This is a genomic window from Pararhodobacter sp., from assembly GCF_034676075.1.
In the GTDB taxonomy this organism is placed as follows: domain Bacteria; phylum Pseudomonadota; class Alphaproteobacteria; order Rhodobacterales; family Rhodobacteraceae; genus Pararhodobacter.
Map to the genome: position 1 here is coordinate 1 of NZ_JAUCCQ010000058.1, position 21,943 is coordinate 21,943.

Below are 21,943 nucleotides of genomic sequence, written 5' to 3' on the forward strand. Positions count from 1 at the left end.
GAGGCGCTGGCGGCGGCGCTGGGCGGCACGCAGTCGCTGCACACCAACGCGCTGGACGAGGCCATCGCGCTGCCCACCGAATTCAGCGCCCGGATCGCCCGGAACACCCAGCTGATCCTGCAGGAAGAGACCGGGGTGACCAAGGTCGTCGATCCGTTGGCGGGTTCGTATTATGTTGAGAAACTGACAGCGGACCTGGCCGAAGCGGCCTGGAAACTGATCGAGGAAGTTGAAGAACTGGGAGGGATGACCAAGGCCGTGGCCTCGGGCATGCCCAAGCTCCGCATCGAGGAATCGGCCGCGCGGCGTCAGGCGCAGATCGACCGCGGCGAAGAGGTCATCGTCGGCGTCAACAAGTATCGGCTGGCCAAGGAAGACCCGATCGACATCCTCGACATCGACAACGTCAAGGTGCGCGAGAGCCAGATCGCCCGTCTGACCGCCATGCGGGCCAGCCGCGACGAGGCGGCCTGCAGTGCCGCGCTGTCGGAACTGGAACGCCGCGCGAAGGAAGGCGGCAACCTTCTGGAAGGCGCCGTCGAAGCCGCGCGGGCACGCGCCTCTGTCGGAGAGATCAGCATGGCGATGGAAAAGGTGTTCGGCCGTCACCGGGCCGAGGTGAAGACCCTCGCCGGCGTCTATGGCGCGGCCTATGAGGGCGACGCGGGCTTTGCCCAGATCCAGAAGGATGTCGAAGCCTTCGCCGAGGACGAGGGCCGCCGCCCGCGCATGCTGGTGGTGAAGATGGGCCAGGACGGCCACGACCGGGGTGCGAAGGTCATCGCCACCGCCTTTGCCGATATCGGGTTCGACGTCGATGTGGGCCCCCTGTTCCAGACCCCGGAAGAGGCGGCGCAGGACGCCATCGACAACGACGTGCATGTCATCGGCATCTCCAGCCAGGCGGCGGGTCACAAGACCCTTGCGCCGAAGCTGGTCGAGGCGTTGAAAGAGCAGGGCGCGGGCGACATTCTGGTGATCTGCGGCGGGGTGATTCCGCAGCAGGACTACCAGTATCTCTACGACCACGGCGTGAAGGCGATCTTCGGTCCCGGCACCAATATCCCCGCCGCGGCCAAGGATATCCTGCGCCTGATCCGCGAGGCGCGCGGTTAGGGAACTCCGGCTGGCGGACCCCGGGGGAGGGGTCCCGGCCGAAGGGGGCGGCGGCGGGGAGGCCGCCGCCCTTTTCGTTTGCGCCGATCGGGGGCAGGATGGCCGCATGGAGGGCCGTCATGACCGAACTGATCCTCACGACCTATGACTGGGTGCCGGACCCGCCGCGCGGCTTTGTGCGCGACCTGCGGGTTCGCTGGGCGCTGGAGGAGGCCGGGCTGCCCTACCGCGTCGCCTCGGTCCCGTTTCGCGACCGGGGCGCTTCGCATTTGGCGCATCAGCCCTTCGGGCAGGTGCCCTGGCTGCTGGATGGCGATCTGTCGGTCTTCGAAACGGGTGCCATCCTGCTGCATCTGGCCGAAAAGAGCCCGGCGCTGATGCCTGCCGATCCGCGGGGCCGGACGGCGGTCACGCAATGGGTCTTCGCCGCGCTGAATTCGGTCGAGATGGCGAGCCTGCCCTGGGCGCTCCTGCGCTTCGGCACCGATCCGGTGCCAGAGGCGATGACCCGATTCCTGACCCTGCGGCTCGACCGGATGGAGGCGGTTCTGGCCGGGACCGACTGGCTGCCCGGCGGCTTTTCGGTGGCCGATATCCTGATGGCCGATGTGCTGCGCCTGGTCGACCGCTTCGACGGGCTGGCGGCGCATCCGGCCTGCAAGGCCTATGTCGCCCGCGCCACCGCAAGGCCCGCGTTTCGCAAGGCCCTGGCCGATCAGATGGCGCATTTCGCCGCCGCCGATTGATCCCCCTTCCGCTCGGCCCGCGCCGGGGGCAGGATGCGGGCAAACGGAGGCAGGCGATGGACGGAAAACGGCGGGTGATCGCGGGCTCGATGGCGCTGTCGATGCTCTGGGCGCTGGGGCTCGTCTGGTGGGGCAGGGGGCCGGGCGAGGTATGGCCGTCGCTGGTGCAGGCCTATCTTCCGGGCGGGCTGGTCATGGGGCTGATGGTCGGACGTCTGGCGCAGCGGCGCTTTTTCGATGACGCGATCATCGACGGCGAGGCCTTTCGCCCCGGTTCGGGCGCCGAGATCGACCAGCGCGTTCTGACCAATACCACCGAGCAGCTGGTGCTGGCGCTCGCCCTCTGGCCTTTCGCCGGTTGGGCGCTGGGCTGGGGCCTGCTGCCCTGGCTGGGGCTGTCCTTCGCGCTCTGCCGGGTGTTGTTCTGGATCGGCTATCACGCCTCGCCGCCCCTCAGGGGATTTGGATTCGCGGCCAGTTTCTACCCGACCATGGTGGCGGGGATCTGGGCGCTCGTTGTCTCACTCGGAGGATCGTCATGATCGCGCTCGACCATATCGCCCTTGCCGCCCGTTCCCTCGACGAAGGCACCGCTGCCATCGAGGCCGCGCTGGGCGTGCCGCTGGAGCCCGGCGGACGGCATGCGCAGATGGGGACGCATAACCGGCTGCTGTCGCTGGGGCCGGGCGAATACCTCGAACTGATCGCCATCGACCCGGAGGGGCAGGCGCCCGACCGTCCGCGCTGGTTCGACCTCGATGCCTTCGCAGGCGAGACCCGGCCGCAATGCTGGATCCTGCGCACCGACGACATGGCGGAGGCGCTGGCCCGGGCGCCCGCGGGCACCGGTGAGCCGACGCTCTTTCGCCGCGACGCGCTGAGCTGGACCTTCGCGCTGCCCGAAAGCGGGCAGCAGCCCTTCGACGGCACCGCCCCCGCACTCATCGAATGGGGCGAGGGGATGATCCATCCCTCCGTCCGCCTGCCCGACCGGGGGGTGCGCCTGACCGGCATCACCCTGCGCCATCCCCGGCCCGATGTGCTGCGGCAGGCGCTGGCCGGGCTGATCGACGAGCCGCGCCTCACGGTCGAAACCGGGGCGCCGGGCATCGCCTTTGCCTTCGACACCCCGAACGGTCGGCGCGAACTGGCATGATCCGGCCCGCCCGCGCCGGCGATGCGCCGGTTATCGCCGCCTTCTGGAACCCGATCATCCGCGACACTGCCGTCACCTTCTCGCCGCTCGAAAAGACGGTGGAGGAGATTGCGGCGATGATCTCCACGCGGCAGGCGTTTCTGGTCATCGACCGGGGGCAGGGGGCCGAGGGCTTCGCCACTTACACCCAGTTCCGCAGCGGCCCGGGCTATGCCTTCGCGCAGGAACACACGGTGATTCTGGCGCCCTCGTCCCGGGGGCGAGGGGCGGGCCGCGCGTTGATGACGGCGCTGGAGGACCACGCCCGCAGTCAGGGCCACCATGCGATGATTGGTGGGGTCTCGGGCTCGAACCCCGATGGCATCGCCTTTCATGCCCGAATCGGCTACGCCGAAGTCGCGCGGATGCCACAGGTTGGCTGGAAACTGGGCGCATGGCACGATCTTGTGTTCATGCAGAAATTGTTGTGAACGTCGCATGTTCAAGCGCCCTGAGCGGCGCTAGAATGCGGCCATGTCCCTTTGGTCCCGGATCTCTGACGCCCTTGAAGCGCTCCGTGCGGGCGAGCCGTTCAGCGCGGTCTTTGACCGGCTGCGCGTGCGCCCCGAACGGACCGTGGCCTTCACCATCGGTGTGATCGCGCTGGGCGCGAAGCTGGCCAAGGCCGACGGCACCGTCACCCGCGACGAGGTGGCCATGTTCCGCGAGGTCTTCACCATCCCCAAGGAGGATGAGGCGAGCGCGGCCCGGGTCTTCAACCTGGCGCGGCAGGACGTGGCGGGCTACGATTCCTATGCCCGCAAGATCGCCGGGCTGTTTCCGCCCAACGATCCGGTGCTGCGGGATCTGATCGAGGGGCTGTTCCACGTCGCCGTGGCGGATGGCGATTTCCACCCGGCCGAGGATGCCTTCCTGCGCGAGGTGTCGGGCATCTTCGGGCTGGGGGACGCCTGTTACCGGGCGATCTATGCCCGCAATGTCCCGGGGGCGGCGCCCGATCCCTATGAGCTGCTGGAACTGCCGCATGACGCCTCGCTCGATCAGGCGCGGGCGGCCTTCCGGCGCATGGTGCGGGAATCGCATCCCGATGCCCTGCGCGCCCGCGGCGTCCCGGACGAGGCCGTGCGGCTGGCCGAGGACCGGCTGAAGGCGCTCAATTCCGCGTGGGAAGAGGTCCAGCAGCGCCACGCGGCTTAAGACCGCGCCCCCGCTGTGCTAGGGTCGCCCCGGTTCAACCCGGACAGGAGCGCGCGTGTCCCTGATTGTCATCGGCCTTGGCGCCCTGGTGCTGCTGGCCCTGCTCAAGCGGTCGTTCCGGCTGATGATGGGGCTGGGCGGCGGGCTGGTCGCGGCGGCGCTGGGCCTGCAGGGCGGCGAGGATCCCGCCACCGCGCCCCGCCGCTCGCCCGTGGCCGAGGCCCGGCCCTGGGCGACCGCCCCCGGCACCGAGCGGCTTTGGGTCACGACCGACCGGCTGCATCGTCGGACCTGCCCCTCGACCGACTGTGGCAGCGTCGGGCGGCTGTCCCTGGGCGAGGGGGTCGCGGTGCGCGAGATCCAGAACGGCTGGGCGCGGATCAGCGATCCCTACGATGCCGCCTGCCGGGGCGGTGCCAGCGGCATGGTCGAAACGGGCAATGCCGCCTGCACGCCGGGCAACGGGATCGAGGGCGGGCGGCTGGCGGAGTGGGTCTCGGCCTCGTTCCTGTCCTCGACCCGGCCGCCCGACGCGCCCCGCCGTTGAGGGCGCCGCCCTCGTCAAAACTCAGACGGGCGCTATCTTGGCACTACTGGTATCCGTCCGACCACGACTCAGGAGCCCCGGCCATGCGTCTCGTCCCCGTTCTCGCCCTGACCCTGACCCTCGCCGCGCCGGTTCAGGCGCAGGAGGAACCGCCGCCCGGCAGCTCGCTGCAGGGCATGCTGGACGACATGATGGGGGCGGTGAACCCCTGGCTGGGCGATCTGGTCGAGATGCTGGGCGACCTGACCGGCTGGCACGCGCCCGAATTCCTGCCCAACGGCGATATCCTGATCCGCCGCCGTCAGCCCGACGAGCGCGGCGGGACCGCGCCCGAGCGTCAGGACGAGGACGCGCCCTTGGCCCCGGGCGAGAGCCTGGAATTGTGATGCCGCCCGACCCGCTGGATCGTGGTCACGCCCAGGGTCTTGGCCAGCGCCGCAAAGCGTGAGGCCGCGACCTCGCCGAACAGATCCTTGCGTTCGGGTTGCAGGATCAGTTCCAGCACCTTTTTCTTGGGGAAATAGCGCAGCTCGCCCGCCTCATCCGGCCCGGCAAGCGAGAACATGGCGCCAAAGCGCATGGCCCGGCCGATCATGATGGCGTGGCGGATCTCTTCCTCGTCCAGCAGTCTCAGCAGCGGCGTGAGGCGGCTGTCGGCGCCGGGCGACTTGTAGCGGTTCATCAGCGCAAGGCCCAGATAGACCCGCCCCTTGTGGTCGAGCCCGCCCAGATTGGCCCGCGTCGCCGTATCGAAACAGCTTTCCGAGCGGTAATCAGGATGCGCGCGCCAGTTCACGTCATGCAGCAGGCAGGCGGCCTTGACCAGCCGCAGCCGTTCGTCGGGGACGTTCCTGTAAAGCGGCATGAGGAAGTCGAACATCCGCCGCCCGAAACCGGGGATGCGGGCCGAGGAATTTTCCAGATGGCGGCAGGCTTCGATCAGCGGATCGCGGGCGCGCAATTCCTCGGGCATCTGTTCGTACAGGATCCCCTCGCGGATCCCGTAGCTGGAGATATAGATCTCGCGCGGGCGGAACACGGTCAGCATCTGACGCAGCACCACGGTGGCCAGCGGCACCAACACGATCCGTTCGGGGGAAATCCCGGTCTTGTCGCGCAGCTTCTTCAGGTCCTGGGTTTCCAGCCAGTCGATCGTTTTGCGGATCGACTTGGGCGTCATCTCGTATTCGTGCAGCACCGTCAGCGGATAGCCGCGCCGCTCCATGTCGAGCCGCGCCAGCGCCCGCCATGACCCGCCGACCAGATAGAGCGCCTTGTGATCGGCCCCCACCTCGTCGCGGAGTGCTTTCAGCGTCTCGGTGATATGGGTCCTGAGCCCCTTCTTGCCGCCCGGCACCTGCTGCAGGCGGAAGGGCCCCAGGGTCGAGCTGACCCGCCGCCCGACCGTGGCGTCGCCGATCTCGGCCAGTTCCATGGACGAGCCGCCGATGTCGCAGACCAGGCCGCGTGCCCCGGGCCAGCCCAGCAGCACCCCCTGGGCGGAGAGGCGGGCCTCCTCGGTCCCGGGGATGATCAGCATCTCGATGCCGGTCGCGGCCTCGACCTCGGCCTTGAACTCGGTGCCGTCCTCGGCCTCGCGCACGGCGGCGGTGGCGACCATGGTCAGGCTGGTGAGCCTCATGTCGGCCGAAAGCAGCGCGAAGCGCTTGATCGCGGCCAGCGCCCGGGCGCGCCCCTCGGGATGCAGGCGGTTGGTCTGGGCCAGATCGCGGCCCAGCCCGCAGAGCACCTTCTCGTTGAAGAAATAGGCGGGCGAGCGGGCGGCGCCGTCGAACACCACCATGCGCACCGAGTTGGAGCCGACGTCGATCACGCCCACCCGATCCAGCGCCCGCATCGATTCGTCATCGAAGAGCGATTGTCCGCCGAAATAGCCACGCACCGGCGGAGGCGATACGGGCGGGGTGGTCATGGTCTCGCTGTCTGCATCCATGGCCTGTCTCTTTCGTCAAAGGCAGCAGGGTCATCTAGTCAGTGCCGCGGCGCGGCGTCAACCGCGGCGGTCAATCCGGGGTATGCGCCAACTCCGGCACGTCCCGCGCCCCGGCCGACCCCCGGCCCGAAAGCGAGGGGTTCTCCATGAAGAACCGGTGGCACGAGAACATCGGCCGGTCGGGATCGCTGCCCTGCGGGTCGCGCACGTATCGGCCGTTGCCGTCCAGCACCCAGCTCTGCGCCTCGTCATAGAGGTTGGCGGCCATGATCTGGCTGACGATCTGCGCCTTGACGGTCTTGTTCTTGATCTCGACCAGTGTTTCCACCCGCCGCAGCAGGTTGCGCCCCATCCAGTCGGCCGAGGACATGAAGACCCGCGCCTGATCGGAGGGCAGGCCGAAGCCCGAGCCGAAACAGACGATGCGCGAATGCTCCAGGAACCGGCCGACGATCGACTTGACGCGGATGTTTTCCGAGAAGCCCTTGATCCCGGGCCTGAGCCCGCAGATCCCGCGCACCACGAGGCTGATCTGCACCCCGGCTTGCCCCGCGGCGTAAAGCGCGTCGATCACGTCCTCGTCGACCACCGAATTCATCTTGGCCCAGATCTGCGCCGGGCGTCCGGCGCGGGCGTGATCGGCCTCGCGCGCGATCAGTTCCAGCAGGCGGCTTTTCAGCGACAGGGGCGAGATGGCGAGGTTTTCCAACATTTCGGGTTCGGCATAGCCCGAGAGGAAGTTGAAGACCCGCGCCGCATCGCGCCCGATGGGGGCGTTGCAGGTGAAGAGGCTGAGGTCGGTATAGATCCGCGCGGTGATGGGATGGTAATTGCCGGTGCCCCAATGGGTATAGGTGACCAGCTTGTCCCCCTCGCGCCGCACCACGGCCGAGATCTTGGCATGTGTCTTGTACTGGATGAAGCCATAGACGACATGGGCGCCCGCGCGTTCCAGACGACGCGACTGGCGGATGTTGGCGGCCTCGTCGAAACGGGCCTTCAGCTCGACAAAGGCGGTGACGGATTTGCCCGCCTCGGCCGCCTCGCAAAGCGCATCGACAATCGGGCTGTCGCGGCTGGTGCGGTAGAGCGTCTGCTTGATGGCCAGAACATTGGGGTCGGACGCCGCCTGCGTCAGGAAGCGGACCACCATGTCGAAGGTCTCGTAGGGGTGGTGCAGCAACATGTCCTTCTGGCGGATCGCCGCGAACATGTCGCCTTCGTGGTCCTGCACGCGCTCGGGCACCCGGGGGCTGAAGGGGGGCCATTGCAGGTCACGCCGCCCGTCCACCACCAATTCCTTGAGGTCGGCCATGCCCAGGAGGCCGTCCAGCTCGATCACCTCGTCCGAGTTGACCTCCAGCTCCTGCATGACCAGCGCCTTGAGCGTGGGCTCGGCCCCGGCGGTCAGGGTCAGGCGCACCACCTCGCCGCGGCGGCGGCGCTTCAGCGCCACTTCGAATTCGCGGACCAGATCCTCGGCCTCTTCCTCGACCTCCATGTCCGAATCGCGCAGCACCCGGAAGGCGCAGGAATTCAGCGCGACATAGCCCGGGAAGAGCGCCTGCAACTGGTCGAGCAGCAGTTCTTCCAGCGGCAGGAAGCGGTAGGCCAGCCCCTCGGCCGGCAGGCGGATGAACCGGTCGATCTGCTGCGGCACCGGCAAGAGCGCGCTGCGCCGCAGACCGTCGGCCCGCCGCTCGATGGTCAGCGCCAGACAGAAACCGGCGTTGGGGATGAAGGGGAAGGGATGCGCCGGGTCGATGGCCAGCGGCGACAGCATCGGGAAGACGTTCGACAGGAAATATTCGCCGAGGAAGGCGCGGTCGGCCTCGGTCAGCGCCTGGCGGTCGAGGATCACCATCTTCTCGTTTTCCAGCTCGCTGCGCAGCGCGCGGAACGTCTCCTGCTGGGTGAGCATGAGGCGGCGGGCGTCCTCGTTGATCAGCGTCAGCTGCTCATAGGCGGTCATCCCGTCGAGCGAGGGCGTGATGTTGCCCGAGCGGTGCAGCTCGCGCAGGCCAGCCACGCGGACGGTATAGAACTCGTCGAGGTTGGTGGCCGAGATCGACAGGAACCGCACCCGTTCGAGCAGCGGCACGCGGGGGTTCGAGGCCTCGTCCAGGACCCGCCAGTTGAAGGCGATCCACGACAATTCGCGGTTGAAGAAACGCCCCGGCGCCGCCGGGTCGAACCCTTCGGGCGGGTCGATGGGCGCGGGGAACGGGCCATGGAGGAAATCGGCGGTGCTCATGAGCGTTCGTTAGCCCGCAATTGCGACGGTTCGGTGACGGCGGTCATGATGCCTCTGGCCTCCCGTCGTTGTCGAGGTCTTCGGCCAGAACCTCGCTGGCCAGCCGCACCGTGACCGGCCGCTTGAGCTGCAGCGCGCGGCGGTCGATCCGGGCGACCAGTTCCCCTGCCGCGGCGAGCGAACGTTCCATCCGGGGCAGCAGGAAGTCGATCAGGCCGGGGTCGACCTGCAACTGCCGGTCGGTGAACAGCTTGACCAGCACCGCGGCCAGCAGCGCCTCGTCGGGTTCCGCCAGCGCCGGATGCGCGGCGGCCGAGAGGCGCGAATAGAGGTCGGGCAGGGCCAGACCCCAGTCGCGGGCCGGGACGGGCGCGGTGAGCAGCAGCTCGCCCCGGCCGCGAAGATGGTTGATGAGGTGAAAGAGCGCCTCCTCGCCGCCGGTCCCGGCCAGCGTCGAAGCATCGTCGATCACCACCTTGAGGGGCGCGCCGGGCGCCAGCAGGGCGGGCAGGTCCGCGCGGAAGGTCTGGACCGGCTGCCAATGGGCGCCGACACGCCGCGCCCAGACATGCGCCAGATGCGTCTTGCCCGAGCCGGTCGGCCCGACCAGCACCGAGAGCCCGTTCGGCAGGCCGCGCGGATCGTCGAGCGCCGCCACCGCCTGCGCGTTGGACGGCGCCTCGAGGAAATCCTCGCGCCCCATGGCCGCGTCGCTGGGCAGGGCCAGCGGCAATTGTTCAGGGAATTTCCGGTCCGTCATCACCGTCTCCGGCCACCCGGGGCGGCGTGTCGCGCAGAACCCACGAGCGCGGCGCACCGTCGCTGTTGGTCCCGGCATAGAGCGCGCTTTCGCGATAGACCCCGGCGAAATGGCGGGCGATCACGCCAATGGCCGCCGCCACCGGCACCGCCACCAGCATGCCGACGAAGCCGAAGGCCGCACCGAAGACGCTGAGCGCGAAGATCAGCCAGACCGGGTGAAGGCCCACCGACTTGCCCACCAGCTTGGGCGTCAGCACATTGCCCTCGATGGCCTGACCGGCGACGAAGACCGCCGCGACCAGCCCCAGCTGCACCCAGTCGCCCCAGAATTGCACCAGCCCCAGCCCCAGCGCCAGCATGCCGCCGATCACCGCGCCGACATAGGGGATGAAGGTGATGAGCCCGGTGATCGCCCCGATCACCAACCCGAATTGCAGCCCGACCAGCATCAGACCGGCGGCATAATAGACGCCCATCAGCAGGCAGACCGTGCCCATGCCACGCACGAAGGCAGCAACGGTGCGGTCGATCTCGGCCGCGACGCGGCGGATGGTGGGCGCGTGGTCGCGCGGCAGCATGTCGTCGATACGGGCGATCATGCGGTCCCAGTCGAGCAGCAGGTAGAAGGCCACCACGGGCACCACGACGATCAGCAGGACGACGTTGATGACCGACCAGGCCGAGCCCAGCACCGCGTTCGCCAGCTCGCCGCCCCGGGCCTGCGCCGCCTCGCCCAGGCTGGCCAGCGAGCGCCGCAGGGTCGAATCGGGATCGGCCAGCGACGGCAGACGCTCGGTCGCCAGCGAATAGCCGCGGTCGACCAGCCCCGGGATCGCCTCGCGCAGGGCCTGGAACTGGTCGATCAGCAGCGGCACGACCAGCAGCATCGCCAGCACGAAGACCAGAAGCACGACCAGCGAGATCAGCACCGTGGCCAGCGTGCGGCTGCACCCCAACCGCTCCAGCCGGTCGGCCAGCGGGTCGAGGAAATAGGCCAGCGCCGCCCCCAGCACGAAGGGCAGCATGACGTCGCCCAGCTGCCACAGCGCCAGAATCAGCAGGGCGGCCAGAACCCCCCAGATCTGCAACTGGCGCTTGACGCTGAGCGCCATGGATCAGATCTGCCGCTCGGGCAGACGCACCACCAGACCTTCGAGGGCAGGCGTCACCTTGATCTGGCAGGTCAGCCGCGAGAGGGCCGGATTGGGCTCGAAGGCGAAATCCAGCATGTCCTCTTCCATCGGGTCTTTGGGGGGCAGTTTGCCGACCCAGGCCTCGTCGACATAGACATGGCAGGTCGAACAGGCGCAGGCGCCGCCGCAATCGGCCTCGATGCCGTTCACGCCGTTGTCGCGCGCGCCTTCCATGACCGTGAGCCCCGGGGCCACGTCGATGACATGCTCCGTCCCGTCGAACTCGATATAGGTAATCTTGACCATTCTTGCCTCGTCCGCCCTCTGTCAGCCCCGACATAAAACACGCCGGGGCGTTTGACCAGAGTTGCGGAGGCCTGTGTCAATGCGCAGCGCGCGCCCAGAAATGGTGCCGTCTGTGCCCCGGGTGCGCCGTTTCTCTGCCCGGAAAATGCCCCGATCCGACGCCAGATTATCAGCAAGTCAGGAAACAATACGCCGAATCGCGCGTTTGGGGTCGTCATGCTTCGCTTCGCTCTTCCGCTTCTGGTCACCCTCGCCCTCGGCGCCTGTCAGGCCGCCGATACCGAGGCCACCGTGAGCCGCGCCCAGCCCGCGCCCGAGGCCGGCCGCGCCGCCGTGGTGCCGGCGGGGGCCTGCTGGGCGACCGACCGGGTGCCGGCGCTGACCGAGACCCGCTTTGTCGCGGTCGAGGGGCGCAGCGGCCTGCAGCCTGAAGAAACCACGCTGCGCCCGGCCGAGGATCGCCTCTTCGCCGTGCCGTGCCCCGATCAGCTGGACGCCGAACTCACCGCCTCGCTGCAGCGGGCGCTCAGCGCGCGGGGGCTCTATGCCGGGCCGATCACCGGCACGATGGATGCCGAGACGACCGAGGCCGTGCGCCGCTATCAGGCGCCGCAGGGGCTGGACAGCGGCGTGCTGTCGCTCGATGCCGCGCAGCAGATGGGGCTGATCGCCATCCCGCGCGACCGGCTTTGACCGCTCAGGGCTCTCTCAGAGGCCCTTTTCCCAATCCTGCATCCGCGCCACGTAGCGCGCCAGCGTGTCGATCTCCAGATTGACCGGATCGCCGACCGCAACATCGCCCCAGGTGGTGACCTGCTGGGTATGCGGGATCAGGTTGACGCCGAATTCCGCGCCCTCGACCTCGTTCACCGTCAGCGAGGTCCCGTTCAGCGCCACCGAGCCCTTGGGCGCGATGAACCGCGCCAGCGCCTCGGGCGCGCGGAACCGCACGCGGGTGCTGTCGCCCTCGGTGGCGACGCCGATCACCTCGGCCACGCCATCCACATGCCCCGAGACGATATGCCCGCCCAGCTCGTCGCCGACCTTCAGCGCGCGTTCGAGGTTGAGGCGCTTGCCGGCGGACCAGAGGTTGCGGCCGATCGCCGTCTTGTCGACGGTCTCGGCCGAGATGTCGACGTCGAACCAGTTCTCCGGCACCCGGCCCAGCGCCACGACCGTCAGGCAGACGCCGTCGCAGGCGATCGAGGCGCCGATCTCGATGCCCTCGACGTCATAGCTGGTGGCGATCCGCGCGCGCAGGTCGCCGCGCTGCTCGACCGACAGGACCCGGCCGATATCGGTGATGATTCCGGTGAACATGCGCGTCTCTCCGTTTCAGGGCCCCGGGCGGGCCAAATTTCGGCCATCATCGGGGTTTATCACTGGCCTCCTCTCTGGCATCCTTTTCCACAAAGGGGAACACCCCAAGGGCAGAGGCAGGCACATGATACGCACCACCGGCGAGGGGCGCCGTTTTCTTTTTCTGCAAGGCCCGCACGGACCGTTCTTCCGCGATCTGGGCGCCATGCTGCGCCGCACCGGGGCCGAGGTCCGGCGCATAGGCTTCAACCGCGGCGATCAGGCCTATTGGGGGCGCGAGGGCTACGTGCCCTATACCGGCACGCCCGAGGAATGGCCCGCCGCCATCGCCGAGGAATTCGCGGGGCAGGGGACCACGGATCTCGTCCTCTATGGCGACACCCGCTTCATCCATGCCGAGGCCGTGCGCCAGGCGCATGCCCGCGGCATCGCCGTCCATGTCTTCGAGGAAGGCTACCTGCGGCCCTGGTGGGTGACCTATGAGCGGGGCGGGGCCAACGGCCATTCGCGGCTGATGGAGCTGTCCATCCCGCAGATGCGGCAGGCGCTGGAGAATTGCGAGACCGACCTGATCGACGCCCCCGCCCATTGGGGCGACATGCGCCAGCACGTCTATTACGGCTTCGCCTATCACGCGCGGATCCTGCTGGCGAACGGCGCCTACAAGGGCTTCCGCCCGCACCGCGCGCTGAACGTGGTGCAGGAATTCCGGCTGCACCTGAACCGGCTGGTGATGATGCCCTTCCACGCCATCGAGCGGCGCTTGGCCACCTGGCGGGTGCGGACCGGCGGCTTTCCCTATCATCTGGCGCTTCTGCAGCTCGAGCACGATGCGAGCTTCCAGCAGCATTCGCCCTTCCGCACGATGACCGAATTCCTGGAGGTGGCGATCAAGGGCTTCGCCGAGGGCGCGCCGCGGCACCATCATCTGGTCTTCAAGGCCCATCCGCTGGAGGACGGCCGCACGAAGCTGAAGGCCGATATCGCCCGCATCGCCACCGCTTTGGGCGTGGCGGATCGCGTGCATTTCATCCGCGGCGGCAAGCTGGCGGGGCTTCTGAACCACGCCCGCTCGGCTGTGACCGTCAATTCCACCGCCGCCCAGCAGGTGCTGTGGCGGGGCATGCCGCTCAAGGTCTTCGGCGCCGCGGTCTATGACAAGCCCGAATTCGTCTCGACCCAGCCGCTGCCCGAGTTCTTCGCCCATCCGACCCGCCCCGATCTGCGCGCCTATCGCGATTACCGGCGATTCCTTCTGGAGACCTCGCAGCTGCCGGGGGGCTTCTATTCCGCGGCCGGGCGGAGGCAGCTCCTGCGGCAGGTGGTCGACCTGATCCTCTCGCCCGAGGATCCCTATTCGGCGCTCATCGCCGGACGTGCGGCGCCACGGCAACACTTGCGGCTTGTGCCCTGAGCCCGGGCGGCACAAGATGCGGGAGGCCTCTGGCGGGGATCACCTGTATCTTGCCGGGCCCGGCCAGCCGTCAGACCTTTGGCCGTCAGACAGCCGCCCGCGGCAATCCCCACTTGGAAATTCTGACGCTTCTGCGTATACTTGCGTAAAAAACTTGAGGCAGATCCATTAAAGGAGCCCGAGCAGTGTTTGTCAGACCTTCCCGCCGCGTTCGCGCGCTGGCGCTCGGTGTCCTTGTTGCGGGAGTCGCGGCTTGCACCGCGCCACGCCCGGGACCGACCATGAACGAGATCTTCGCGGGGTCCGTCCTGCGCGAGGGCGACAGCTATATCGTCGCTGTCGGCGACCGGGTGAACCGGGCCGCGAACGTACCGACCTCGCTGGGCTTCTCGGATGCCCTGCGCAACGCCCAGCTGCTGGGCGGCGACACGATCCGCACCGGCGATACCGTCTCCGTCACCGTCTTCGAGAACGTGCCCGAGGGGCTCCTGACCTCGGCCGACACGCCCGGGGCGCGGCTGACCGAGCTTCAGGTCGATGATCAGGGCTATATCTTCGTGCCTTTCGCCGGCCGCGTCCGCGCCGCGGGCCAGTCGCCCGAGGCCTTGCGCGCCGCCATTGCCGAACAACTCGACCAGCAGACGCCTGACCCGCAGGTTTACGTCAGCCGCACCGGCGGCGACGGGGCCACGGTCAGCGTCGTCGGCCGGGTGGGCGCTCAGGGCGTCTATCCGATCGCCCGTCCGAACCGCCGCCTGACCGCCATGATCGCCACCGCGGGAGGGGTCAGCGTGCCGACGCAGACCGCCATGGTCACCGTGGCCCGCGGCTCGGTCATCGACCGGGTCTGGCTTGACGACCTCTTCCGCTATCCGCAACTCGACATCGCCATGCGCGGCGGCGACCGGATCTTCGTCGAACAGGACCAGCGGCGCTTCACCATCATGGGCGCGACCGGCACCCAGGCGCTGATCACCTTCGACCAGCGTGAACTGACGGCGATCGAGGCTCTGGCCCAGGTCGGCGGGCTCGATGCCGCGCGGGCCGACCCGACCGGCGTCTTCGTCTTCCGCGACGAACCGGCCGAAGTGGCGCGCAACGTGCTGGGCATGCCCAACCTGCAGGGCGACACGCGGATCGTTTATGTGCTGGATCTGACCGCGCCGAACGGCATGTTCATGGCCCGCGACTTCCAGATCCGCGACGGCGATTCGATCTATGTGACCGAAGCCTCGGCCGTGCGCTGGAACCGCCAGATTGCCACGCTCACCGGCGCGCTCAGTGCCACCGGCTCGGCGATCACCGCCATCGACCGGGCGACCAACCCTTGACCGGGCGGGGCCCGCGATGCCGGGTGACAGCCGCTCCCCGCGCCGCCTGATCGCCACCAGCGGCGGGTTCCTGGGCCCGGGCGCCACCGCAAGGCGCCTGCGCCGCATCCTGGAACTGGCCGTGGCTCGCCCGACGTTGGGCTGGCCCGGCGCGGAGGACGCGGTGATCGCCTGGGGCCACGCCCCGCGTGCCTACCGGGCCGAGGCGCTGGCCGCCCGCACCGGCGCCCCCCTCTGGCGGATCGAGGACGCCTGGATCCGCTCGCTGAAGCCCGGCCGCGCCGGCGGCGGGCCGCCGATGGGCCTGCTGATCGACCGGCGCGGTATGCATTACGACCCGGCGCAGCCCTCGGAACTTGAGGTGCTGCTGGCCACCCACGCGCTGGACGACGGGGCGCTCATCGCCCGGGCCCGGCTGGCGCTGGAGAGACTGCGCGCGCTGCATCTGTCCAAGTACAACACCCACGATCCGGGGCTGGAGCCGCCGCGGCCCGGCTATGTGCTGGTGGTCGATCAGGTGCGCGGCGACGCCTCGCTGACCCATGGCGGGCTGGCGCGGCCCGAGCGGCGCTTCCGCGAGATGCTGGTCATGGCGCAGGAGGAACACCCCGGCGCCCGCGTCCTGATCCGCGCCCATCCCGAAAGCGCCTCGGGCGCCCGGCCGGGCTATTTCAGCGCCGAGGATGCGACCGGCCGCGTCGCATTCATCGACGGGCCGCATTCGCCCTGGTCGCTCTTCGAAGGCGCGGTCGGGGTCTATACCGTCTCGTCGCAGATGGGGTTCGAGGCGATCCTTGCCGGCCATCGCCCCCGGGTCTTCGGCCAGCCCTTCTATGCTGGCTGGGGGCTGTCGGACGACGAGAATGCGCCGCCCCGCCGCCAGCGGGTGCTGACCCGGGTGCAGCTTTTTGCGCTGGCGATGCTGGTCTATCCGCTCTGGTACGATCCGCTGCGCGACCGGCTCTGCCCGTTCGAGGAGGTTCTGGACCAGATGGAGGCCCGCCTCACCGCCTTCCGTCAGGATCGAAATGGCCATGTCGCGGTCGGGATGCGGCGGTGGAAACGGGCGCATCTGCAGGATTTCTTTGGCCGCGAGACGCCCGTGCGCTTCGGGGCGGAGGGGGCGACGCTGGCCTGGGCCTCGCAGGCGCCCGAGGGTTTCGCGGGTCTCAGGGTCGAGGACGGTTTCCTGCGCTCGCGGGGCCTTGGGGCCGAGCTGGTGCCGCCCCTGTCGCTGGCCGTCGATGACCTCGGCATCTACTACGATCCGACAGGGGAGAGCCGGTTGGAGCGGCTGATCGCCGGGCCGCTGCCACCGGGAGGGGCTGCCCGGGCCGAACGGCTGCGCCGGGTGATCCTGGCCGCTGGCGTGACCAAGTACAACCTCGGCCCCGGGCCGGACGCGGCGGCGGCGGTGGCGGCGCTCAGGGCCGGAAGGCCGGGCGCGCCGGTGATCCTGATCCCGGGTCAGGTGGAGGACGATGCCTCGATCCGCCTGGGGGCGGGGGAGGTGCGGACCAACAGCGCGCTGATCCTCAGCGCCCGGGCGGCGCATCCCGGGGCGATCCTGCTCTACAAGCCGCACCCGGATGTGGAGGCGGGGTTGCGGCCGGGCGAGGTGGCGGAGCCGCCGGTCGATCTGGTGCTGGACGGCGTCGAGGCCGGGGCGGCCTTGGCGCTGGCCGACCGGGTCTGGACCATGACCTCGGGCCTGGGGTTCGAGGGATTGCTCAGGGGGATCCCGGTCACCACGCTGGGCGCGCCCTTCTACGCGGGCTGGGGCCTGACCGAGGATCTCGGGCCGGTGCCTGAACGGCGGCTGGGCCTCTATCCGCGGCCCGATCTCGACCGGTTGACCCATGCGGCGCTGATCGCCTATCCGCGGTATCTGGACCCGGTGACGCGCGAAATCTGCCCGCCGGAACTGGCGGTCGAGCGGCTGGCCAGCGGCAGGACGGCGCGGGGGAGCTGGCGGCTCACGCTGCTGGCGAAGCTGCAGGGGAGCGTGGCGAGCTACGCGCATTGGTGGCGGTGAGGCGGGGCGATGGTGGGGTGAAACCCCACCCTACGGGCGGCGGGACGGTGCGTGCGAGCACGCACCCTACAGGCGTTGGCGCGGTGTGGGATGCAGACCCCGTAGGGTGGGGTTTCACCCCACCAGCGCGCTCGTACCAAACGGAGCCGCGCGCCGCCCTCGCCGCAATACTCCCGGGCAAGGGCCCGTCACCACCTCGTAGGGTGCGTGCTTGCACGCACCGTCCCGCCGCCCCCAAAACAAAGGGGCGGCTCGCGCCGCCCCTTCCTTCGTCACACCGTCGGCAGGACGTAATCCTTGAATTCGTCCCTGAGCTTGTTCTTCTGCATCTTGCCGGTCGCCCCCAGCGGGATCGTCTCGACGAAGACCACATCATCGGGCAGCCACCATTTGGCGATCTTGCCGTCGAACCAGGCCAGCACGTCCTCTTTCGTCACCTTGGCATCGGGTTTCTTCATCACCACCAGCAGCGGGCGCTCGTCCCATTTCGGGTGATGCGCGGCGATGCAGGCGGCCATGGCGATGCCGGGATGGCCCATGGCGATGTTCTCGAGGTCGATCGAGGAAATCCACTCACCGCCCGACTTGATCACGTCCTTGGTCCGGTCGGTGATCTGCATGAACCCGTCCGGGTCGATGGCCGAGACGTCGCCCGTCGGGAACCAGCCCAGTCCGGCATCGTCGAAGCGCAGGATGTCCTCGCCATGACGGTTGTAATAGCTGTCGACGATCCAGGGACCGCGGACCAGCAATTCGCCCGAGGTCTTGCCGTCCCAGGGCAGTTCCTTGCCGTCCGGCCCGACGATCTTCATGTCGACGCCATAGATCGCGCGGCCCTGCTTGGAGAGGACGGTGTAGCGATCCTCGCCCTCCAGCCCCTCCTGACCGCCCTTCAGCGTGCAGACGGTGCCCAAGGGCGACATCTCGGTCATGCCCCAGGCGTGCAGCACCTGCACGTTGTACTTCTGGTCGAAGGCGCGCAGCATGGCGGGCGGGCAGGCCGAGCCGCCGATCACCGTGCGCCGCATGGTCGAGAAGCTGAGTCCGTTGGCCTCGGTATGAGCCAAAAGCCCCTGCCAGACGGTCGGCACGCCGGCGGAAAGGGTCACGCCCTCGCCCTCGAACAGGTCGTAGAGCGACTTGCCGTCCATCGCCGCGCCCGGGAAGACGATCTTGGCGCCGGTCATCGCCGCGGCGTAGGGCAGGCCCCAGGCGTTGACGTGGAACATCGGCACCACCGGCAGGATCGTGTCGCGCGAGCTGAGGTTCAGCGCATCGGGCGCCACCGCGGCATAGGCGTGCAGCACCGTCGAGCGGTGGGAATAGAGCACCCCCTTGGGGTTGCCCGTGGTGCCCGAGGTATAGCACAGCGAAGAGGCGAGGTTCTCGTCCAGCTGCGGCCAGTCATAGGCATCCGAGGCCTCCGCCAGCAGGTCCTCGTAACAGATCAGCCCCGGGATCTTGGTCGCGGCCGGCATATGCGCGCGGTCCGACATCAGGATGAAATGCTTGACGGTGGCGTAGCGGGCGGCCGTCGCCTCGACCAGCGGCAGGAAGGTGATGTCGAAGAACAGCGCCTGATCGCCTGCGTTATCGGCGATCCACACCAGTTGATCGGGATGCAGCCGCGGGTTCAGCGTGTGCAGCACCATGCCCGCGCCCGAGGCCCCGTAATACAGCTCCATATGCCGGTCGGTGTTCCAGGCCAGCGATGCCACCCGCTGCGTCTGCTTGATGCCCAGCCCCTCCAGCGCATTGGCGACGCGGCGCGAGCGGCCGGCGATGCCGCGCCAGGTCGTGCGGTGAATCTCGCCCTCCGGACGGCGCGTGACGATCTCGCGGTTGCCGTGGTGTCGGTCGGCATGCACCAGCAGGCTGGAAATCAGCAGCGGCTGGCTCATCATCTGCCCAAGCATTCTCGGTCCTCCCTTTGGGTGTCCTATGCCTAAAGCCTGCGCCGGAACGGTCAAGCGGCCTAACGTAGCGTCACGGAGGCGTGTGACTTTGCGTCAGTGACGGCGCGCTTCCTGAGGCAGGGAAAGCCAGTCATCGACATGGGCGATGCAGGCCATCCGGGCCTCCAGACCCTGGTCCCGGTCGCGGCAGGCGTCGTGCAGAGCCTCGCGCGCGGTGCGGATCTGGCCCGAGACAGGGATCAGCGCCACCGCCGCCAGAATCACCGCAAGGGCGAGGCAGCCGAGGAGCGGCGCCTCGCGCCGGGGCAGCCGCGCGGCCGGGATCAGCAGCGGCAAGCCGGTTGCCAGGGCGGCCAGCAGCAGCAGCCACAGCGTCGGGGGGCTTTCGAAATCGATCAGCCCCAGGAACACCGCCAGCGCCGGCAGGCAGGCCAGGAACGTGGTGACGTAGATCGCAAGCCAGACCGGCCAGCGCAGCCTTTCGCGGCTGCCGCGATAGGGCGCCACCCGCATCGCCAGGGCCAGCCCCCCGGCGAGGCACCCCGCCAGCGTCAGCCCGGCAAAGAGGAGAAAGGCCCCGATCAGCATCTTGGCCCGAGCGTGGCACAGTTCGGGCCCGCCGGGAAGCCGGGTCTTGATCCGCCGCCCGCTTCGGGCCACGAAGGGGCAACAGGGAGGACAGCATGACCGAGGCACGGCCCATCCTCTGGGCGCCCACGCCCGAGCGCGCAGAGGCAACCCGCATGGCGGATTTCATCCGCTGGCTCAAGGCCGAGCGCGGGCTTTCCTTCGCCGATTACAACGCGCTCTGGCGCTGGTCGGTCGGCGACCTGCCGGGCTTCTGGTCGGCGCTGGTCGATTACGCCGGGCTCGACATCCAGGGCCACAGCGCGGTTCTGGGAAAGCGCGAGATGCCCGGGGCCGAGTGGTTTCCGGGCGCCCACTGTTCGCTGGCCGCGCAGGTGCTGGCCCATGCCGCGACCGATCCCGACGCGCCCGCGCTGATCGGGCTGTCCGAGACCTTCGGCCGACGCGAGCTGAGCTGGCGGGCGCTGGCGACCGAGGTGGCGGCCAAGGCGGGCGGCCTCCGGGCGCAGGGCGTGGGGCAGGGGGACCGCGTCGTCGCCATCCTGCCCAACACGCTGGACTCGATGGTGGCGTTCCTCGCTGTCACCAGCCTGGGCGCGATCTGGTCGCAGGCGGCGCCCGACATGGGGCCGACGGCGGTGCTGGACCGGTTCCGGCAGATCGAACCCAAGGTGCTGATCGCGCAGGACAGCTACACGCTGGCCGGAAAACCCATCGACCGCCGGGCGCAGATCGAGGGGATCGCCGCGGGCCTGCCCACGCTCACCGCGCGGCTGATGGTGCCGGGGCTCAACGGCCTCGCCCCCGGTTGGTCCGATTGGGGGGCGCTGGCGGGCGAACCCGCGGCGCCGGTCCCGGTGCCCTTCGATCACCCGCTCTGGATCGTTTATTCCTCGGGCACCACGGGCAATCCCAAGCCCATCGTCCATGGCCATGGCGGGATCTTGGTGGAATGCGCGAAATCGGCGCTGCACATGGATCTGCACCCGGGCGACCGCTATTGCTGGCTGACCTCCTCGGGCTGGATCATGTGGAACACCCAGTTCTTCGCGCTGATGAACGGCGCGGCGGTGGTGCTATTCGACGTGGCGCCGGGCTATCCCGATCTGATGGCGCTCTGGCGCGCCGCGGCCGACGAAAGGCTGACGCATCTGGGGGCGGGGGCGGCCTTCTATCAATCCTGCCTCAAGGCCGGAATCGAACCGAAAACGCTGGACCTCTCATCGCTCAGGCACCTCGGCTCCACAGGCTCGCCCCTCTCGCCCGAGGGCTATGACTGGATCTATTCGGCGGTGAAATCCGACCTCTGGCTCGCGCCGCTGTCCGGCGGGACCGATCTTTGCGGGGCTTTCGTCGGCGGAAACCCGATGCTGCCGGTCCGCGCGGGCGAGATGCAATGCCGCTTCCTCGGCAATGCCGTCCGGGCCTTTGACGAGGCGGGCAACGAGGTTTTCGATCAGGTGGGGGAACTGGTCTGCACCGAGCCCTTGCCCGCCATGCCCCTGTATTTCTGGAACGATCCCGGCAACCGGCGGTATCTGGACAGCTATTTCGACACCTACCCGGGCGTCTGGCGGCATGGTGACTGGATCGAGATCACCGGGGACGGCGGCGCAGTGATCTATGGCCGCTCGGACGCGACGATCAACCGCCACGGGCTGAGGCTCGGCTCGTCCGAGATCTACCGCGTGGTCGAGGGGCTGGACGAAATCGCCGATTCGCTGGTCATTGATTGCGAATATCTGGGCCGGGACAGTTTCATGCCCCTTTTCGTCGTGCCCGCCCCCGGCGTCGCGCTGGACGAAGCGCTGATGGACCGCATCCGCGCCCGGATCCGGACCGAGGTCTCGCCCCGCTTCGTGCCGGACGTGATCGAAGCGGTGCCCGAGGTGCCGCGCACGCTGTCGGGCAAGAAGCTGGAGGTGCCGGTGAAGAAATTGTTCCTCGGCGGCGATCCGGCCCGGGTGGTGAACCGCGATTCCATGGCCAACCCCGACAGCTTCGACTGGTTCATCGCCTGGCACGGCGCACGCGGGGCTTGAGCGCCCCGGCCCGCCTGCTATGAGGGGGGCGGGGCCGCTTGCTGGAATGGTAGACAGACCGGACTTAAAATCCGTTGCCCGGATGGGCGTGAGGGTTCGAGTCCCTCAGCGGCTACCACCCTCCCT

General features: G+C 68.8%; 21 protein-coding genes and 1 tRNA gene. 14 read left to right on the forward strand and 8 right to left on the reverse strand.

Annotated features, from left to right (window positions below; translation table 11 throughout):
* From VDQ18_RS14750 to VDQ18_RS14785, 8 genes are all read left to right on the forward strand, one after another.
* The coding region (locus VDQ18_RS14750; RefSeq protein ID WP_323021680.1) for a methylmalonyl-CoA mutase family protein at window positions 1–1,116 on the forward strand (1,116 nt) is incomplete at its 5' end.
* 119 nt (window positions 1,117–1,235) lie between these two features.
* Window positions 1,236–1,862: a glutathione S-transferase family protein gene (locus VDQ18_RS14755; protein ID WP_323021681.1), complete on the forward strand. Its 627-nt coding sequence runs from the start codon at window positions 1,236–1,238 to the stop codon at window positions 1,860–1,862.
* Between the two features lie 56 nt (window positions 1,863–1,918).
* Window positions 1,919–2,404, forward strand: coding sequence for an MAPEG family protein (locus tag VDQ18_RS14760; protein WP_323021682.1), 486 nt, complete (start codon window positions 1,919–1,921; stop codon window positions 2,402–2,404).
* Window positions 2,401–3,018, forward strand: coding sequence for a VOC family protein (locus tag VDQ18_RS14765; RefSeq protein ID WP_323021683.1), 618 nt, complete (start codon window positions 2,401–2,403; stop codon window positions 3,016–3,018). The genes VDQ18_RS14760 and VDQ18_RS14765 overlap by 4 nt, the downstream gene beginning before the upstream one ends.
* Entirely contained in the window at window positions 3,015–3,488 is a 474-nt protein-coding gene (locus VDQ18_RS14770; RefSeq protein WP_323021684.1) for a GNAT family N-acetyltransferase, read from the forward strand. The genes VDQ18_RS14765 and VDQ18_RS14770 overlap by 4 nt, the downstream gene beginning before the upstream one ends.
* A gap of 43 nt (window positions 3,489–3,531) precedes the next feature.
* The gene (locus tag VDQ18_RS14775) at window positions 3,532–4,215 is read left to right on the forward strand and encodes a molecular chaperone DjiA (protein ID WP_323021685.1); all 684 of its coding nucleotides are present in this window, start codon (window positions 3,532–3,534) and stop codon (window positions 4,213–4,215) included.
* Window positions 4,216–4,270: 55 nt separating this feature from the next.
* Entirely contained in the window at window positions 4,271–4,762 is a 492-nt protein-coding gene (locus VDQ18_RS14780) for a hypothetical protein (protein ID WP_323021686.1), read from the forward strand.
* Window positions 4,763–4,845: 83 nt separating this feature from the next.
* Window positions 4,846–5,148: an AAA+ family ATPase gene (locus VDQ18_RS14785; protein WP_323021687.1), complete on the forward strand. Its 303-nt coding sequence runs from the start codon at window positions 4,846–4,848 to the stop codon at window positions 5,146–5,148.
* Here the strand turns inward: VDQ18_RS14785 and VDQ18_RS14790 are convergent.
* From VDQ18_RS14790 to VDQ18_RS14810, 5 genes are all read right to left on the reverse strand, one after another.
* Window positions 5,100–6,695: a Ppx/GppA family phosphatase gene (locus tag VDQ18_RS14790; RefSeq protein WP_323021699.1), complete on the reverse strand. Its 1,596-nt coding sequence runs from the start codon at window positions 6,693–6,695 to the stop codon at window positions 5,100–5,102. The genes VDQ18_RS14785 and VDQ18_RS14790 overlap by 49 nt on opposite strands.
* A gap of 91 nt (window positions 6,696–6,786) precedes the next feature.
* The gene (locus VDQ18_RS14795) at window positions 6,787–8,970 is read right to left on the reverse strand and encodes an RNA degradosome polyphosphate kinase (RefSeq protein WP_323021688.1); all 2,184 of its coding nucleotides are present in this window, start codon (window positions 8,968–8,970) and stop codon (window positions 6,787–6,789) included.
* 43 nt (window positions 8,971–9,013) lie between these two features.
* Window positions 9,014–9,730: a chromosomal replication initiator DnaA gene (locus VDQ18_RS14800; RefSeq protein WP_323021689.1), complete on the reverse strand. Its 717-nt coding sequence runs from the start codon at window positions 9,728–9,730 to the stop codon at window positions 9,014–9,016.
* The gene (locus tag VDQ18_RS14805) at window positions 9,708–10,844 is read right to left on the reverse strand and encodes an AI-2E family transporter (protein ID WP_323021690.1); all 1,137 of its coding nucleotides are present in this window, start codon (window positions 10,842–10,844) and stop codon (window positions 9,708–9,710) included. The genes VDQ18_RS14800 and VDQ18_RS14805 overlap by 23 nt, the downstream gene beginning before the upstream one ends.
* 3 nt (window positions 10,845–10,847) lie before the next feature.
* Window positions 10,848–11,171 carry a 2Fe-2S iron-sulfur cluster-binding protein gene (locus VDQ18_RS14810; RefSeq protein WP_107749721.1) on the reverse strand — a complete coding sequence of 108 codons (324 nt, stop codon included), beginning with the start codon at window positions 11,169–11,171 and terminating at the stop codon, window positions 10,848–10,850.
* Window positions 11,172–11,387: 216 nt separating this feature from the next.
* On the opposite strand from VDQ18_RS14810, the gene VDQ18_RS14815 reads away from it, so the two are divergent.
* Complete coding sequence (locus tag VDQ18_RS14815; RefSeq protein WP_323021691.1) at window positions 11,388–11,864, forward strand: peptidoglycan-binding domain-containing protein; 477 nt, start codon at window positions 11,388–11,390, stop codon at window positions 11,862–11,864.
* 15 nt (window positions 11,865–11,879) lie between these two features.
* Here VDQ18_RS14815 and VDQ18_RS14820 read toward each other — a convergent pair whose 3' ends face one another.
* The gene (locus tag VDQ18_RS14820; protein ID WP_323021692.1) at window positions 11,880–12,491 is read right to left on the reverse strand and encodes a riboflavin synthase; all 612 of its coding nucleotides are present in this window, start codon (window positions 12,489–12,491) and stop codon (window positions 11,880–11,882) included.
* A gap of 124 nt (window positions 12,492–12,615) precedes the next feature.
* Between VDQ18_RS14820 and VDQ18_RS14825 the strand changes: the two genes are divergently transcribed.
* From VDQ18_RS14825 to VDQ18_RS14835, 3 genes are all read left to right on the forward strand, one after another.
* Window positions 12,616–13,905 (forward strand): capsular biosynthesis protein, encoded by a 1,290-nt coding sequence (locus VDQ18_RS14825; protein ID WP_323021693.1) that lies wholly within the window; start codon window positions 12,616–12,618, stop codon window positions 13,903–13,905.
* Window positions 13,906–14,186: 281 nt separating this feature from the next.
* Window positions 14,187–15,236, forward strand: coding sequence for a polysaccharide biosynthesis/export family protein (locus VDQ18_RS14830; protein WP_323021694.1), 1,050 nt, complete (start codon window positions 14,187–14,189; stop codon window positions 15,234–15,236).
* A 16-nt stretch (window positions 15,237–15,252) separates the two neighbouring features.
* Window positions 15,253–17,271 carry a capsular polysaccharide biosynthesis protein gene (locus VDQ18_RS14835; RefSeq protein WP_323021695.1) on the forward strand — a complete coding sequence of 673 codons (2,019 nt, stop codon included), beginning with the start codon at window positions 15,253–15,255 and terminating at the stop codon, window positions 17,269–17,271.
* Between the two features lie 272 nt (window positions 17,272–17,543).
* On the opposite strand, the gene VDQ18_RS14840 is transcribed toward VDQ18_RS14835, so the two are convergent.
* Complete coding sequence (locus VDQ18_RS14840; RefSeq protein WP_323021696.1) at window positions 17,544–19,187, reverse strand: 3-(methylthio)propionyl-CoA ligase; 1,644 nt, start codon at window positions 19,185–19,187, stop codon at window positions 17,544–17,546.
* Between the two features lie 93 nt (window positions 19,188–19,280).
* Entirely contained in the window at window positions 19,281–19,775 is a 495-nt protein-coding gene (locus VDQ18_RS14845) for a hypothetical protein (protein ID WP_323021697.1), read from the reverse strand.
* Between the two features lie 95 nt (window positions 19,776–19,870).
* Between VDQ18_RS14845 and VDQ18_RS14850 the strand changes: the two genes are divergently transcribed.
* Together VDQ18_RS14850 and VDQ18_RS14855 are read left to right on the forward strand one after the other, a co-directional pair.
* Window positions 19,871–21,817 (forward strand): acetoacetate--CoA ligase, encoded by a 1,947-nt coding sequence (locus tag VDQ18_RS14850; RefSeq protein WP_323021698.1) that lies wholly within the window; start codon window positions 19,871–19,873, stop codon window positions 21,815–21,817.
* A 32-nt stretch (window positions 21,818–21,849) separates the two neighbouring features.
* Window positions 21,850–21,935: transfer RNA gene (locus VDQ18_RS14855), tRNA-Leu, on the forward strand.
* Window positions 21,936–21,943: the final 8 nt, after the last annotated feature.

Coding starts and splice junctions, on each gene's coding strand:
- VDQ18_RS14760 (WP_323021682.1), top strand. CDS start 1,919: ATGGACGGAAAACGGCGGGTGATCGCGGGCTCGATGGCGCTGTCGATG.
- VDQ18_RS14765 (WP_323021683.1), top strand. CDS start 2,401: ATGATCGCGCTCGACCATATCGCCCTTGCCGCCCGTTCCCTCGACGAA.
- VDQ18_RS14825 (WP_323021693.1), top strand. CDS start 12,616: ATGATACGCACCACCGGCGAGGGGCGCCGTTTTCTTTTTCTGCAAGGC.
- VDQ18_RS14790 (WP_323021699.1), bottom strand. CDS start 6,695: ATGACCACCCCGCCCGTATCGCCTCCGCCGGTGCGTGGCTATTTCGGC.
- VDQ18_RS14845 (WP_323021697.1), bottom strand. CDS start 19,775: ATGCTGATCGGGGCCTTTCTCCTCTTTGCCGGGCTGACGCTGGCGGGG.
- VDQ18_RS14820 (WP_323021692.1), bottom strand. CDS start 12,491: ATGTTCACCGGAATCATCACCGATATCGGCCGGGTCCTGTCGGTCGAG.
- VDQ18_RS14810 (WP_107749721.1), bottom strand. CDS start 11,171: ATGGTCAAGATTACCTATATCGAGTTCGACGGGACGGAGCATGTCATC.
- VDQ18_RS14805 (WP_323021690.1), bottom strand. CDS start 10,844: ATGGCGCTCAGCGTCAAGCGCCAGTTGCAGATCTGGGGGGTTCTGGCC.
- VDQ18_RS14830 (WP_323021694.1), top strand. CDS start 14,187: ATGAACGAGATCTTCGCGGGGTCCGTCCTGCGCGAGGGCGACAGCTAT.
- VDQ18_RS14850 (WP_323021698.1), top strand. CDS start 19,871: ATGACCGAGGCACGGCCCATCCTCTGGGCGCCCACGCCCGAGCGCGCA.
- VDQ18_RS14795 (WP_323021688.1), bottom strand. CDS start 8,970: ATGAGCACCGCCGATTTCCTCCATGGCCCGTTCCCCGCGCCCATCGAC.
- VDQ18_RS14785 (WP_323021687.1), top strand. CDS start 4,846: ATGCGTCTCGTCCCCGTTCTCGCCCTGACCCTGACCCTCGCCGCGCCG.
- VDQ18_RS14775 (WP_323021685.1), top strand. CDS start 3,532: ATGTCCCTTTGGTCCCGGATCTCTGACGCCCTTGAAGCGCTCCGTGCG.
- VDQ18_RS14770 (WP_323021684.1), top strand. CDS start 3,015: ATGATCCGGCCCGCCCGCGCCGGCGATGCGCCGGTTATCGCCGCCTTC.
- VDQ18_RS14840 (WP_323021696.1), bottom strand. CDS start 19,187: ATGCTTGGGCAGATGATGAGCCAGCCGCTGCTGATTTCCAGCCTGCTG.
- VDQ18_RS14815 (WP_323021691.1), top strand. CDS start 11,388: ATGCTTCGCTTCGCTCTTCCGCTTCTGGTCACCCTCGCCCTCGGCGCC.
- VDQ18_RS14755 (WP_323021681.1), top strand. CDS start 1,236: ATGACCGAACTGATCCTCACGACCTATGACTGGGTGCCGGACCCGCCG.
- VDQ18_RS14835 (WP_323021695.1), top strand. CDS start 15,253: ATGCCGGGTGACAGCCGCTCCCCGCGCCGCCTGATCGCCACCAGCGGC.
- VDQ18_RS14800 (WP_323021689.1), bottom strand. CDS start 9,730: ATGACGGACCGGAAATTCCCTGAACAATTGCCGCTGGCCCTGCCCAGC.